Raw genomic sequence first — 12,977 nt, 5'->3', positions numbered from 1 at the left:
GAAGCCATCGACGGACATCGAAACAAGCAACGAGGAGCCGACCGTGAACGCGCCTGCCACCACCACCGACCTGCCCGTCGTCGTGATCGGGGCCGGCCCTGCCGGACTGGCCGCCGCCGCCCATCTCGAAGACCGAGGCTTGGACTTCCTCGTCCTCGAGGCCGGCCCCCACGCCGGGGCAGCGACCCGCGACTGGGCCCACGTACGGCTGTTCTCCACCTGGGGAGAGGTCGTCGACCCAGCAGCCGAGAAGCTCCTCGCCCCGACCGGCTGGACCAAGCCGGACCCGGCCTCCTACCCGACCGGCGGGGACTGGGCCGAGCTCTACCTCCAGCCCCTCGCCGACGTCCTCGGCGACCGCGTCCTCTTCGGCGCCCGCGTCACCGGGGTCTCCCGCACCGGCCGCGACCGGGTCGTCGACGCCGACCGCGAGGCCCAGCCCTTCGTCGTACACGTCGAGCACGCGGATGGCCGTGAGGAGCGCGTCTTCGCCCGCGCCGTGATCGACGCCTCCGGCACCTGGTCCACCCCCAGCCCGGCGGGCGGCAGCGGCCTGGCCGCTCTCGGGGAGAAGGCGGCAGCCGACCGGATCGCCTACCGCGTCCCGGACCTCAAGGACCCGGCCGTCCGCGCCCGGTACGCGGGCAAGCGCACCGCCGTCATCGGCTCCGGCGCCTCCGCCTTCACCGCGCTCGCCTACCTCTCCGACCTCGCCAAGGCCGACGACGGCGCCGGTACCAAGGCGGTGTGGGTCCTGCGCCGCGGCATCTCGGGCTCCACCTTCGGCGGCGGCGAAGCCGACCAGCTCCCCGCCCGCGGCGCCCTCGGCCTGGCGGCGAAGGCCGCCGTCGACGCCGGATACGCCGACGCGGTCACGGGCTTCCGCACCGAGACCATCGAGCGCGACGGCGACGGGCGCCTGGTCCTCGTCGGCGAGGACGGCCGCCGCCTCGACCCGGTCGACGAAGTGATCGTGCTGACCGGCTTCCGCCCGGACCTCAGCTTCCTGAACGAGCTGCGCCTGGGCCTGGACGACCGGCTCCAGGCTCCGGTCGAGCTGGCCCCGCTGATCGACCCCAACCAGCACTCCTGCGGCACCGTCTACCCACACGGCGTCAACGAGCTCTCCCACCCCGAGAAGGATGTCTACCTCGTCGGCATGAAGTCCTACGGCCGCGCCCCGACCTTCCTCGCGATGACCGGCTACGAGCAGGTCCGCTCCATCGCCGCCCACCTCGCCGGCGACCAGGAAGCCGCCGAGCGCGTCGAGCTGACCCTGCCCGAGACCGGCGTCTGCGGCGGCGCCGGCCTCTTCGACCAGCCCGAGACCACCGAACCGGCCGGCGGCGGCTGCTGCGCAGCGCCCGCGACCCTCACCATCGGCGCGCCCGCCTCCTCCGGCGGCTGCTGACCCGCATGACCAACACCAAGGCCGACGTGGCCGCGACCGGGACGGGGGTCCGGTCGCGGCCACGCGCCGTCCTGCCCGCCCTCTGCGCCACGCAGATCACCAGCTGGGGCGTCCTCTACTAGGCCTTCCCCGTCCTCAACCCCACCATCACGAAGAACACCGGATGGCCCGCGGGAGCGACCACCGCCGCCTTCTCCGCAGCCCTCATCGTCTCCGCCATCGCTGGCATCTACGTCGGCCGCGTCCTGGACCACCGCGGCCCGCACGCCGTCATGACGGCCAAGTCCGTCCTCGGCCCCGCGAGCCTCCTCGTCGTGGCCGCCGCCCCCAACCTCGCTGTCTTCACTGCCGGGTGGGTGCTCGCCGGGGCGTCGATGGCCGCCACCTTCTACCAGGCCGCCTTCGCCGCCCTCACCCGCTGGTGGGCCCCCGACCACGTCCGCGCCCTCACCATCGTCACCCTCGCCGGCGGACTCGCCTCCACCGTCTTCGCGCCCCTGACCGCCGCCCTCGCCGCCCACATGACCTGGCGAGCCACCTACGCAGTACTCGCAGGCATCCTCGCGGCCATAACGGTTCCGACCCACGCCCTCGCCCTCAAGGCCCCCTGGCCCGCGGCTCCTCCGAGCCCGCCGCACGTCGCCGGCGGCCATGAACGCGTCGTGCGCAGCCGGCCGTTCTGGATGTCGGCCATCACCTTCACGCTGTCCGCCTTCGCGATGTACGCCGTCGTCATCGGCCTCGTCCCCCTCTTCCTCGAACGCGGCTACACCACCACCCAGGCGGCGTGGGCCCTCGGCCTCGGCGGCGCGGGGCAGACCCTCGGCCGAACCCTGTACGCAACCCTCGCCCGCCGCCTCGGCGTCACGGCCCGCACCATCAGTCTGATCGCACTCGGCGCCCTCACCACCGCCACCCTCGCCACCGTGGCCGGCCCCTATCCCGTACTCGTGGCCGTGTCCGTCCTCGCCGGGGGCATCCGAGGCAACCTCACCCTCCTCCAGGCCACCGCGGTCACCGACCGCTGGGGAACCACCCACTACGGCCGCCTCTCCGGACTCCTCGGAGCGCCATCCCATGCCGCAGCAGCCCTCGCCCCCTTCGCCGGCGCAGTCCTGGCCGGACCCTTGGGCGGTTACCCGGCGCTGTGCTGACCAGCAGGTTCTTCGTCTGCTGGTAGTGGTCCAGCATCATCTTGTGGGTCTCGCGGCCGATGCCGGACTGCTTGTAGCCGCCGAAGGCGGCGTGTGCGGAGTTTGATGAAAGTCCGTAGATACGAGAGGTAGCTGACCAGGCATGATGACGGATGCCGAGTGGCTTGATCACTGGTTGCAACGGGCTCCGACCCTCCCTGAGGCGACCGCGGAGCGGATCATGGAGCACCTGACCGAAGGTGATGACGACTAGGTTCTGACTGGTCAACCGGCCCGTCCGCTTGTCGTGACGCCGTCGCGCCGGTCTTCATCGGTTGTCCGCACAGCTCTACGCCGGCCTGCGCATACGCTGCCGCCGCTGTTGACAGGGCGCTCGCAGTGACCCAGACCTGGACGTCCAGTTTGTCGTCCCAGACGACACGAGCAGGGCTCCATGAAGTCGCGCTTGGTCTGGGTTGAGGCTCGAACTTCGCCCAAGCCGGACGACGGGTGTCAGAGGCGTCGCCACCGCGCGTCGAACGGTCTCGGCAGGTCCCAGCTCGAGCACGGCGACAGCACCGTCCAGACCTGAGCCGCCCTGCCACCTGCGCGGGCGCTCCAAGACGCCCGCTACGCCAACGTCGTGGGATCACGCGGGACTTGACGGTGCGTCCCATCGGCGATCGTTGGCCTCCGGGCCATCGTACTCCGGCGCACCACGCGCAATGGAGGCTGAGACGGCCCCCAGCGGGTTCAGCTAGGAGTTCCCTGTGACGACAGTTGACGTGGGCCTCGAGTGGCTAAATTGATAGTTTGTCCCGTCGGCTTCGTCCCTCGTAGTGCAGCCGCCGCCTTCCTCTGGGTCAGCAGCCTCGTTGAGCCCTGGAATTGACGTTCGATGCCTGGAGACGTGCGAATATCGACGGCCGCGCAAACGTGTGACCCTGCTCACTTGAATGCTCGGGATGCGTACGGTGACCCGCCACAGTTCAATGCGCTTCGCAAGCCTCCACCGCTCTACACATTGGCTTCAAGTAGCTTCTTTTTGCGGTCGCGGGCGAACCTAACAAAGCTAATGAATAGAAATTTGACCCCGATCGAGGGGACGATGATTCCGGCGATGATCCACGTCGTTCCCCACCAGCCTCGATCACCGTCAGGGTCCATGATGGGAATCCATAGGAAGTTGCTCACAATTAGCGTGAGCCAGCTGCCGGTCTCTCTCGGTATCCTGCCTGCCCTGAATTCAAAGAAGATGGTCAAGGCCATGAGGGCGATGAAGGAGTAGAGGCTGACCACCCATGGGATCGGGTACACATCCGAGGATCCCTCGACGAAACGGATTTGCCGGGGCCACTCCCAAATCATGATCAGGGCCAAGATTTGCAAAGGGATGGAGCGCAGCCAGTCCTTCGCGATGACCCGCAGTCGATCTTCGTAGCGAAGGGCAAAATCGGCAAGGCCTTCGTATAGCGGGTTCGGCGCTGTTTCGGGGTCGAGTCCCTGCCTGGCGCGCACGGCTTCAGCGAACGCGTCTTCCTCGCTCTCGGATCGAATTCGCATCCGTGCGCCGCCGGCGTAGGTTGAGATCTGCAGGCAAAAGTCGTGTACGGAGTCAGCGTCCAGCCGTGAGGCATTTGGCACTTGGATCCAGCCGGGGCTCTCCTCGGTAAGTCGTAACTGCTCGGTGAGATTGACCCAGAATAGTTCCTTTTTCTTCATGTCGTACACGACGCCCACGATGGGGATGCGGCTCTGTCGCCAATCATCGAAGTGATCTTCGACTGGGATCGCATATCCGTTGGCCCGCTTGTACTTCTTGCCGCTCTTGACTTGGATGGCGATCCAGTAGCCTGTTCGTTTACCGCCGCGCGTGAAGTTGATGATCATGTCTTCGCCATGATCATTCCCTCCGTCGATCTCCTGGACGATGTGATCGTGGTCCTCAAGCAGTGTGCGCAGGGCGTTAACGCCAGCCCTTTCAATCCTGCGGCTCGAACGAACAGTTGACACCGTCCCCCCTCGAAATAGGCAACCGTCAGGATACGGGCAGGCGCTGACAGCGAGAGCCGGATCGGATGGTCTGCCGACGTCTGGCATGAGAGCGGAAACCGCGTGGAAGACGGCCGACGGTGATGCCGGGGCGCGGTTTCGGCTTGCCGGCCTCCGGGACAGGCTGACTCCCGGTGAACGCGAGCGGGATCCTGGCTGCAGGGGAGCCTCCACGTGCAGGGTCAGCGAGGGGCGGTGTTCTCGGTGATCCAGCGGGCTGCGAGGAGTCCGGAGCAGGCGGTGAGTACCGCGGCCGCAATCACGGTGGCGTTGAGCCCGAAGGCGTCGGCGAGGAGGCCGGCGACGAGGGCTCCGGCGGCGTAGCCGATGTCGCGCCAGAAGCGGTAGGTACCAAGGGCGTTGGCCCGCCAGGCGGGGTGGGCGTGGTCGGAGACGGAGGCGATCAGGGCCGGGTAGACCATGGCGGTGCCCAGGCCGAGGAAGACCGCGGAGAGGACTCCGGCGAGTAGGGGTCGGTCCAGGAGGGCGAGGGCGAGGACGAAGCCGACGGATTGGACGAGCATGCCGGTGACGATGAGGGGTTTGCGGCCGATGCGGTCGGCGAGGTGGCCGGTGGGGATCTGGCCGAGGCCCCAGAGTATTGGGTAGAGGCCCTTGATGAGGCCTACGGCGGCGAGTCCGAGTCCGTGGTCGGTGAAGAGGAGGGGGAAGACGCCCCAGGTGAGGCCGTCGTTGAGGTTGTTGACCAGGCCGGCCTGGCTGGCGCCGCGCAGCGATCGGTTGTGCCAGGAGGTGCGGGCGAAGGTGGCCTTCAGGCCGGTGGGCAGGGGTTTGGCGTGGTGGGCGAGTTCGAGGGCGACGTGGGCGGCGGTGTCGCGTACGACGAGGGAGAGGGCGAGGCCGGCGGCGACGAAGACGACGCCGATGAGTTCGGGGACCGGGCGCAGGCCGTGGGTGGTGGCGAGGTAGCCGGTGAGGAGGGCGGTGACGCCGACCGCCGTGTAGCCGGCGGCCTCGTTGAGGCCGGTGGCCAGTCCACGACGGGCGGGGCCGACGAGGTCGATCTTCATGTTGACGGTCATCGACCAGGTCAGGCCCTGGTTGAGGCCGAGGAGGACGTTGGCGGCGACGATCCAGCCCCAGGACGGTGCCCAGGCGAGGGCGAAGGGGACGGGTATGCCGATCAGCCAGCCGGTGATCAGGAGTTGCTTGCGGCGGAAGCGGGCGGTCAGCGCGCCGGCGGCGAGGTTGGTCAGTGCCTTGGTGGTGCCGAAGGCGATGATGAAGGAGAAGACGGCCAGGTCGCTGGTGATGCCGAAGGTCTCGGTGCCGATCAGCGGGACGGTGGTGCGTTCCAGGCCGACGAGGCCGCCGACGCAGATGTTGACGATGACCAGCAGGGTGAACTGGAGCCAGTTCTCTCGGAGGCCGAGGCGCACGGGGCGCTCGGCCGCATTGGTGGGTGCGGCGGTCGGAGCGTTCACGGGTTTCCGTCCTGGGCGAGCTGCTGTCCGTGGGCTGCCGCGTAGTCGGCGGGCCCGCCGTCGAGGACGGCGACGTCGGCATGACCGGCTCGTTCGAGGAGGCTGGCGGCGGTCATCGCCCGCTCGCCGTGGCCGCAGGCCACGACCGCACCTTTGGGCGCGTCGAGGGCGGCGAGGCTCAGGCCCCCGAGCTCGATGTGTACGGAGCCGGGGACGTGCCCGGCGGCGAACTCCGCGTCCTGCCGTACATCGAGGTAGGGACGGTCGGCAGCCTGGTCGGCCTTGACGAACGCAGTGGTGGACTGGGTGTTGCCGACTGCCAGCCAGGCGGCCATGCCACCGGCGAGGCGGCCGGCGAGCCGCTCGTAGCCGATCTTGTACGCCTGCCAGACGATCTCGGCGAGGTCCTGGTCGTCGTTCACGACGAAGGCGACGGGGGCGGTGTCGGGCAGGAGCCAGCCCAGCCAGGTCGCGAACTGTCCGCGCAGCGGGATGGACAGGGATTCCGGGATGTGGCCGGCCGCGTAGTCGGCCGCCGGGCGTACGTCGACCACGTGACCGCCGTCGGCCAGGAGGGCCCTGACCTGCCCGGCGTCGAGGGCGGGCAGCAGCGGGGCGGCGGTCAGGACGCCGGGCCCGCGACGGTTGGCCTCCGCGAGCCGGTCGAAGTAGTCCGGGTAGGTGCCCAGGCCTGCCACGAGGTGCCGGACGAAGGCATCCTCGTCACCGGCGGCGAGCAGCGGGTTGGTCTGCTTCTGCGCGCCGATGGTGGAGGTGCGCTCGTCGCCCTGTACGGCGGAGCAGAAGGAGCCGACGCCGTGGGTGGGCCAGACGGCGGTGTGGTCCGGGAGCTCGGCCAGGCGCCGGAGCGAGCGGTACTGGGCGCGGGCGAGTTCTTCGGTGCGGTCGGCGCCGAGGAGGTCGGTGCGGGCGGCGGAGTTCACGATCATCGAGCCGCCGGTGAAGACACCGAGTTCCCGGTCGCCGTCCAGGAGCAGGAAGGACAGGTGCTCGTCGGTGTGGCCTGGGGTGGCCAGGGCCCGGAGCGTCAGGCCGCCCAGGTCCGTCTCGTCCCCGTCGCCCAGAGGGATGTGGGGGAACGTGCGGTCTCCGGTGGCCGAGGCCAGTACCCGGGCACCGTCGTCGTGGGCGAGCTGCACCGCGCCGGAGAGGAAGTCGGCGTGCAGATGGGTGTCGGCGGCGAACGCCACCCTCAGCCCGCGCCGGGCGGCCGCCGCCTTCAGGGCCCGGAGGTCCCGGCTCGCGTCCACCGCGAGGGCCCGTCCGTCCCCCAGGTCGACGAGGTAGGCGCTGTTGCCCAGCCCCTGGTCGACCAGGGGTATCAGGTGATCATCTGTGAAGCTCATGACGTGCCCTTTCACCTATGACGAGCATGCGGCGGCAGACTCCGCCTCGCTCAATTACAATAATCCTTAGATCTTTGGAGGAAGCAATGTCGGACACCGCTACCAGCCCAGCCAAGGCCGCGCTCTACGACGCCTTCGCCGCCACAGGCAAGGCCCTGGCCAGCGGAAAGAGACTGGAGCTGCTTGATCTCCTCGCCCAGGGCGAGCGCACCGTCGATGCCCTGGCCAAGGCCGCCGGGCTGAACCTGACCACCGCCTCCGCCCACCTCCAGACCCTCAAGCAAGCCGGCCTGGTCGCCACCCGCCGCGACGGCGTACGCATCCACTACCGGCTCGCCGGGGAGGACGTCGCCGCCCTGTACGCCCTGCTGCGCCGTGTCGCCCACGCCCACCAGGCGAAGGTCGAGCCCGCCCGCACCGCCTACCTCGGCGACGAGCCCGGCCCCGAGGTCACCCGCGAGCAGCTCCTCGCCCGCGTCGAGGCAGGCGACGTGGTCGTCCTCGACGTACGCCCGGCCGAGGAGTACGCAGCCGGCCACATCCCGGGCGCCATCTCCATCCCCGTCGCCGAACTCGCCGACCGCATCGGCGAACTCCCTGACGGGGTCGAGGTCGTGGCCTACTGCCGGGGCGAGTACTGCGTCATGGCCCACGACGCCGTACGCCTCCTCGGCGACCGGGGCCGAAAGGCGGTCCGGCTCAGCGACGGCATGCTCGAATGGCGTCTCGCCGACCTCCCCGTCACCGCAGGAGCCGAGGAATGACCCTCCCGCCCCACCCCGGCCTCGCCGAAGGCCCGGTCTACCTGGACTACAACGCCACCACCCCCGTGGACCCGCGGGTCGCGGAGGCGATGGCACCGCACCTGACCCGCTTCTTCGGCAACCCCTCCAGCAGCCACCCCTACGCAGCCGAACCCCGACGCGCCCTCGCTGATGCCCGCGCGCAGGTCGCCGCCCTCATCGGCGGCCAGCCCGAGGAGGTCGTCTTCACCGGCTCCGGCTCGGAGGCCGACTTGCTCGCCCTGCGCGGCGCGGTCCTCGCCTCCGGCCGCCCCCACCCGCACGTGATCACCCAGGCCACCGAGCACCCCGCGGTACTCGAAACCTGCCGCGCCCTGCAACGCCTGCACGGTGCGCGGATCACGGTGCTGTCCGTGGACCGCACGGGCCTCGTGGCACCGGCCGACCTGGCGGAGGCGCTCACCGACGGCACGGTCCTCGTTTCGGTCATGGCCGCCAACAACGAGACCGGAGCCCTCCAGCCTGTCACCGAACTCGCCGCCCTCGCCCACGCGCGGGGCGCACTCTTCCACTGCGACGCCGCCCAGGCAGTGGGCAAGATCCCCCTCGACGTCCAGGCCTTGGGGGCGGACCTGCTCACCGTCGTCGGGCACAAGATGTACGCCCCCAAGGGCGCGGCCGCACTCTACGTACGCGACGGCGTGCGGCTGGAGCCGGTCGTCTACGGCGGCGGGCAGGAGCACGGCTTGCGCGCCGGAACGGAGAACGTGGCCCTTGCCGTTGCCCTCGGGGCTGCGGCCGAACTGGCCGCCGCCGAACTGGCCGACGGAGCCGCAGCCAGGCTCGCGGCCCTGCGCGACGACCTTCATCGCCGGCTCACGGCCGCTCTTCCGGGCCGAGTCCACCTCAACGGGCCGGAGAAGGGGCGCCTGCCCAACACGCTCAACGTCAGCATCGGCGGCGTCCTCGGCCACGAATTGCTCGCCGCCGTTCTCGAGATCGTGGCCTCCACCGGCTCGGCCTGCCACAGCGGGGCCCACACACCTTCGCCGGTCCTGACCGCCATGGGCCTGGGCGCCGACCGGGCACTCGGGGCAATTCGGCTGTCGCTGGGTCGGTGGACCACGCAGACCGAGGTCGAGACGGCGGCCACGCTGCTGGTCGCGGCGGCCGCGGGCCGGTGATCCGCGCTGCCCGGACGGGTCAGTGCGGCAGGGTCTGGGTGACACGCCAGAGCCGACGGGGCAGGTCGCCCTCTTCGAAGGGATGGACCTCCTCGAGGCTCCAGCCCTGAGCGAGGGTGTCGACCAGGTGGCGCGGGAAGAAGTGAACGGCGAATCCGCCGTGTTCGTGGATGTCGTCGCCGTGGGCGATGCCGGTGCCGTAATGGGCGTCGCCGGTGTGGCGGACGGTGTAGACGAAGGTGCCGCCAGGTCGCAGGACCCGGCGGATCTCGCCGACCGGGGTGTGGATCTCGCGGGTGGACAGCGCCATGCAGAGGAGCATGTGAGCGAAGACCGCGTCCACGGAGTCGTCGGGTAGCGGCAGGGGTTCGCGTACGTCGTGGACGGAGCAGGACAGCCGATCGTCGACGCCCAGGTCGCGGGCGGCTGCCCTGAGCTGGGCGAGGCCGGTGGCACTGAAGTCGGCCGCCTGCACGGTCAGCCCCTGGCGCGCGAAGTACAGGGCGTCCCGGCCGTGGCCGGCGCCGAGTTCGAGCACGTCGCCAGCCCCGGCCGTGCGGAACAGCGCCGCGGCATGCACGGCGGGCTCGGACGGCTGTTCGCCGTACATGCCGGGGTGGGTGGTGTAGGTGTCCTGCCAGTGCCGCTGCTGTGCCTCGGCCAGTACCTCGCTCATGCGGTGGAGCCCCGTGTTCTTCGCGGCCAGCGGCAGGTCGAGGGCGAAGTCCTCCGCGGCGGTCCCGCTGGTGTATACGACGCGGGCCTTGTCGTCGCCGGGCAGGAAGGCTGCGGAGATCTACGTCGGGGAGATCGATGAAGACGTCCAGCGACGGCACTCCTGGCCCCCGTCGCCATCCACTCCATGCCGATTCCCCTTCCGCTGCCCCGCACGGCCCATGCGGATTTACGGACTGCCGAGAGGGTCTCTGCCGAACGGATACTCACACGCACTGCCCGGTCCGGGAATCCTAGTACCAGGTTGGCTGGGCAGGCGGGGGCTCGTAGTCAGTGGCAGGTGCGAGCATGAGCGAGAGGCGGGCACGGGACAGGGGGCATGGATGGATCCAGAGGACTTCTTCGAGAGCCGCCCCGGTGGCTGGTTCGGCGGACAAGGTTCCTCGACGCTCGACGTGCAGCTGGTGGAGGAGCTGCGGCGGGGGCCCCTCGCCGATCGGCCGGACCTGGAGGTGGGACTGGCCCTCACCAGGCTCCTCCACGAGGACTTCACCGCCTGCGGGACGGGCGGTGGTCAGCGCCTGGACGACGAGTCCGTGATGCTTGCGATCAAGGCACACAGGGCCGTTCTGGAACGCCTGGGAATGGATCCTCCACGGCTGCCGTTCCGCAACTTCTCATCGTTTGGCGACTACTGGCGCCGCAATGGGATGTCTGGCGGCGGCGGGTGGGCCGCCCGGCGCGAGTGTGTGGAGAGCCTGCTGGGGCCGGCCCGGGACGCCCTGGAGCAGTTGGAGGAGGCTGAGTACGAAGCCCAGTTCAAGAAGGGGCCGACCGGCCGGTTCAAGAACCTCATCTTCGCAGCGGATGGCCCGAAACCCAAGATCGTCTTGCGTGATGCGGTCAACAACGATGTGGAGATCGTCTCGAACGCCGACAACTGCCTGGTGTTCACTGATCCTTTGTCGCCGTATGGCCTCACGTGGGGTGAGATGGTCACATGGTGGGCCGACCGGCAGCAGACAGACCCGAACGACCGTCGCACTGCGCACGCGCTGTACGCGAGGCTCGCCGCGTCACTGGACTCGGAGCCTGAGCGGCTCCTGTTCCGTACCTACTGTGCACGCTACGGCACAGAGGGCGGAGATGAACTCCCCGCCCTCATACCGCAGGTCTACCTCCACTACGACCCGTACACGCGCAGGACTCCAGGCCACAGCACGGCCCTCGCGCGGCAGCGCATGGACTTCCTCCTCCTCACCCCGGACCGGTCGCGCATCGTCATCGAGGTCGATGGCGTCCAGCACTACGCCGACGCAACCGGGAAGGCGTCGCCCAGGCTCTACTCGGAGATGGTCGCCGAGGACCGGCGGCTCCGCCTCATGGGCTACGACATCTACCGCTTCGGCGGCCACGAGCTTGCTCGTCCGGATGCTGCTGACCAGCAGGTTCTTCGTCTGCTGGTAGTGGTCCAGCATCATCTTGTGGGTCTCGCGGCCGATGCCGGACTGCTTGTAGCCGCCGAAGGCGGCGTGGGCGGGGTAGGCGTGGTAGCAGTTCGTCCAGACCCGGCCGGCCTGGATGGCTCGGCCGGCGCGGTAGGCGGTGTTGATGTCGCGGGTCCACACGCCCGCGCCGAGCCCGTACGCCGTGTCGTTGGCGATGCGGATGGCGTCGTCGAAGCCGTTGAAGGACGTGACCGACACGACCGGCCCGAAGATCTCCTCCTGGAAGATCCTCATGCGGTTGTCGCCCTCGAAGATGGTGGGCTGGACGTAGTAGCCGCCGGCCAGCTCGCCGTCGTGCTCGATGCGCTGCCCGCCGGTGAGGATCTTCGCGCCCTCCTTCTGGCCGATCTCCAGGTAGGAGAGGATCTTCTTCAGCTGCTCGGCCGACGCCTGGGCGCCGATCATCGTGTCCGTGTCCAGCGGGTGCCCCGGGGTGATCAGCTCGGTGCGGGCCACGGCGGCGTCGAGGAAGTCCCCGTACCGGCCGCGCTCGATCAGCGCGCGCGAGGGGCAGGTGCACACCTCGCCCTGGTTGAGGGCGAACATCGTGAAGCCTTCGAGCGCCTTGTCGCGCAGGTCGTCGTCGACCGCCCAGACGTCGCCGAAGAAGATGTTCGGGCTCTTGCCGCCGAGTTCGAGGGTCACCGGCTTGAGGTGCTCGGCCGCGTACCCCATGATCAGGCGGCCGGTGGCGGTCTCGCCCGTGAAGGCGATCTTGGCGACCCGCGGGCTGGAGGCGAGCGGTTTGCCGGCCTCCTCCCCGAAGCCGTTGACGATGTTGACGACCCCCGGCGGCAGCAGGTCGGCGATCAGGCCCATCCAGTAGTGCACCGAGGCCGGGGTCTGCTCGGCCGGCTTGAGGACGACCGCGTTGCCCGCGGCCAGCGCCGGCGCCAGCTTCCACACCGCCATCAGGATCGGGAAGTTCCACGGGATGATCTGCCCGACGACGCCCAGCGGCTCGTGGAAGTGGTACGCGACGGTGTCCTCGTCCACCTCGCTCAGCGCGCCCTCCTGCGCGCGCAGCGCGCCGGCGAAGTAGCGGAAGTGGTCGACGGCGAGCGGGATGTCGGCGGCCAGCGTCTCGCGCACCGGCTTGCCGTTCTCCCAGGTCTCGGCCACCGCGAGGCGTTCGAGGTTCTGCTCCATGCGGTCCGCGATGCGCAGCAGGACCGCGGCCCGTTCGGCGGCCGGGGTCCGGCCCCAGGCGGGGGCGGCGGCGTGCGCGGCGTCCAGGGCGCGCTCGACGTCCTCGGCCGTGCCGCGCGCCACCTCGGTGAAGGGCCGGCCGTTGACGGGGGAGGGGTTCTCGAAGTACTGGCCGCGCGCGGGAGGTACGTACGCCCCGCCGATCCAGTGGTCGTAGCGGGGCTCGTAGGTGACGAGCGCGCCCTCGGTGCCGGGTGCTGCGTAGCGGGTCATCCGTGGTCCTCCCTGGTCCTGCCGGTTCGGTCGTGTC

At 69.8% G+C, this 12,977-nt stretch carries 7 protein-coding genes and 3 pseudogenes; 4 read left to right on the top strand and 6 right to left on the bottom strand.

Annotated elements, in window-relative coordinates; translation table 11 throughout:
• The first annotated feature begins 43 nt into the window (after positions 1-43).
• Complete coding sequence (locus tag IF43_RS0112720) at positions 44-1,411, top strand: FAD-dependent oxidoreductase (protein WP_030198578.1); 1,368 nt, start codon at positions 44-46, stop codon at positions 1,409-1,411.
• 5 nt (positions 1,412-1,416) lie between these two features.
• A pseudogene (locus tag IF43_RS36390) lies at positions 1,417-2,565 on the top strand (MFS transporter).
• A gap of 19 nt (positions 2,566-2,584) precedes the next feature.
• Here IF43_RS36390 and IF43_RS42635 read toward each other — a convergent pair.
• The 4 genes and pseudogenes from IF43_RS42635 to IF43_RS0112695 form a co-directional block, all read right to left on the bottom strand.
• Positions 2,585-2,737 (bottom strand): annotated as a pseudogene (locus IF43_RS42635) (hypothetical protein); the annotation flags it as partial.
• Between the two features lie 824 nt (positions 2,738-3,561).
• Positions 3,562-4,557 (bottom strand): DUF4365 domain-containing protein, encoded by a 996-nt coding sequence (locus IF43_RS37995; RefSeq protein ID WP_158939290.1) that lies wholly within the window; start codon positions 4,555-4,557, stop codon positions 3,562-3,564.
• 221 nt (positions 4,558-4,778) lie between these two features.
• Positions 4,779-6,041 carry an MFS transporter gene (locus tag IF43_RS0112700; protein WP_030198576.1) on the bottom strand — a complete coding sequence of 421 codons (1,263 nt, stop codon included), beginning with the start codon at positions 6,039-6,041 and terminating at the stop codon, positions 4,779-4,781.
• Positions 6,038-7,408 carry a rhodanese-like domain-containing protein gene (locus IF43_RS0112695; protein ID WP_030198575.1) on the bottom strand — a complete coding sequence of 457 codons (1,371 nt, stop codon included), beginning with the start codon at positions 7,406-7,408 and terminating at the stop codon, positions 6,038-6,040. The genes IF43_RS0112700 and IF43_RS0112695 overlap by 4 nt, the downstream gene beginning before the upstream one ends.
• Before the next feature lie 86 nt (positions 7,409-7,494).
• On the opposite strand from IF43_RS0112695, the gene IF43_RS0112690 reads away from it, so the two are divergent.
• Together IF43_RS0112690 and IF43_RS0112685 are read left to right on the top strand one after the other, a co-directional pair.
• Entirely contained in the window at positions 7,495-8,172 is a 678-nt protein-coding gene (locus IF43_RS0112690; RefSeq protein WP_030198571.1) for a metalloregulator ArsR/SmtB family transcription factor, read from the top strand.
• A complete protein-coding gene (locus IF43_RS0112685; RefSeq protein WP_030198568.1) occupies positions 8,169-9,335 on the top strand; it encodes a cysteine desulfurase family protein in 1,167 nt (388 codons plus the stop codon). Before IF43_RS0112690 ends, IF43_RS0112685 begins: the two co-directional genes overlap by 4 nt.
• Before the next feature lie 19 nt (positions 9,336-9,354).
• On the opposite strand, the gene IF43_RS0112680 is transcribed toward IF43_RS0112685, so the two are convergent.
• Together IF43_RS0112680 and IF43_RS0112670 are read right to left on the bottom strand one after the other, a co-directional pair.
• The gene (locus tag IF43_RS0112680) at positions 9,355-10,011 is read right to left on the bottom strand and encodes a class I SAM-dependent methyltransferase (protein WP_030198566.1); all 657 of its coding nucleotides are present in this window, start codon (positions 10,009-10,011) and stop codon (positions 9,355-9,357) included.
• A 1,438-nt stretch (positions 10,012-11,449) separates the two neighbouring features.
• Positions 11,450-12,940: pseudogene (locus IF43_RS0112670) on the bottom strand (aldehyde dehydrogenase family protein); the annotation flags it as partial.
• Positions 12,941-12,977 lie beyond the last annotated feature (37 nt).

Origin of the sequence: Streptomyces sp. NRRL S-87 (genome assembly GCF_000719335.1) — a bacterium.
Classification (GTDB): domain Bacteria; phylum Actinomycetota; class Actinomycetes; order Streptomycetales; family Streptomycetaceae; genus Streptomyces.
The sequence above is the reverse complement of the archived record's forward strand: the minus strand, read 5'-3'. Positions and strand labels throughout refer to the sequence as shown.

Bases quoted from the DNA above. Each gene is read 5' to 3' on its own strand.
- IF43_RS0112695 (WP_030198575.1), bottom strand. From the start codon at position 7,408: ATGAGCTTCACAGATGATCACCTGATACCCCTGGTCGACCAGGGGCTG.
- IF43_RS0112680 (WP_030198566.1), bottom strand. From the start codon at position 10,011: ATGAGCGAGGTACTGGCCGAGGCACAGCAGCGGCACTGGCAGGACACC.
- IF43_RS0112685 (WP_030198568.1), top strand. From the start codon at position 8,169: ATGACCCTCCCGCCCCACCCCGGCCTCGCCGAAGGCCCGGTCTACCTG.
- IF43_RS0112690 (WP_030198571.1), top strand. From the start codon at position 7,495: ATGTCGGACACCGCTACCAGCCCAGCCAAGGCCGCGCTCTACGACGCC.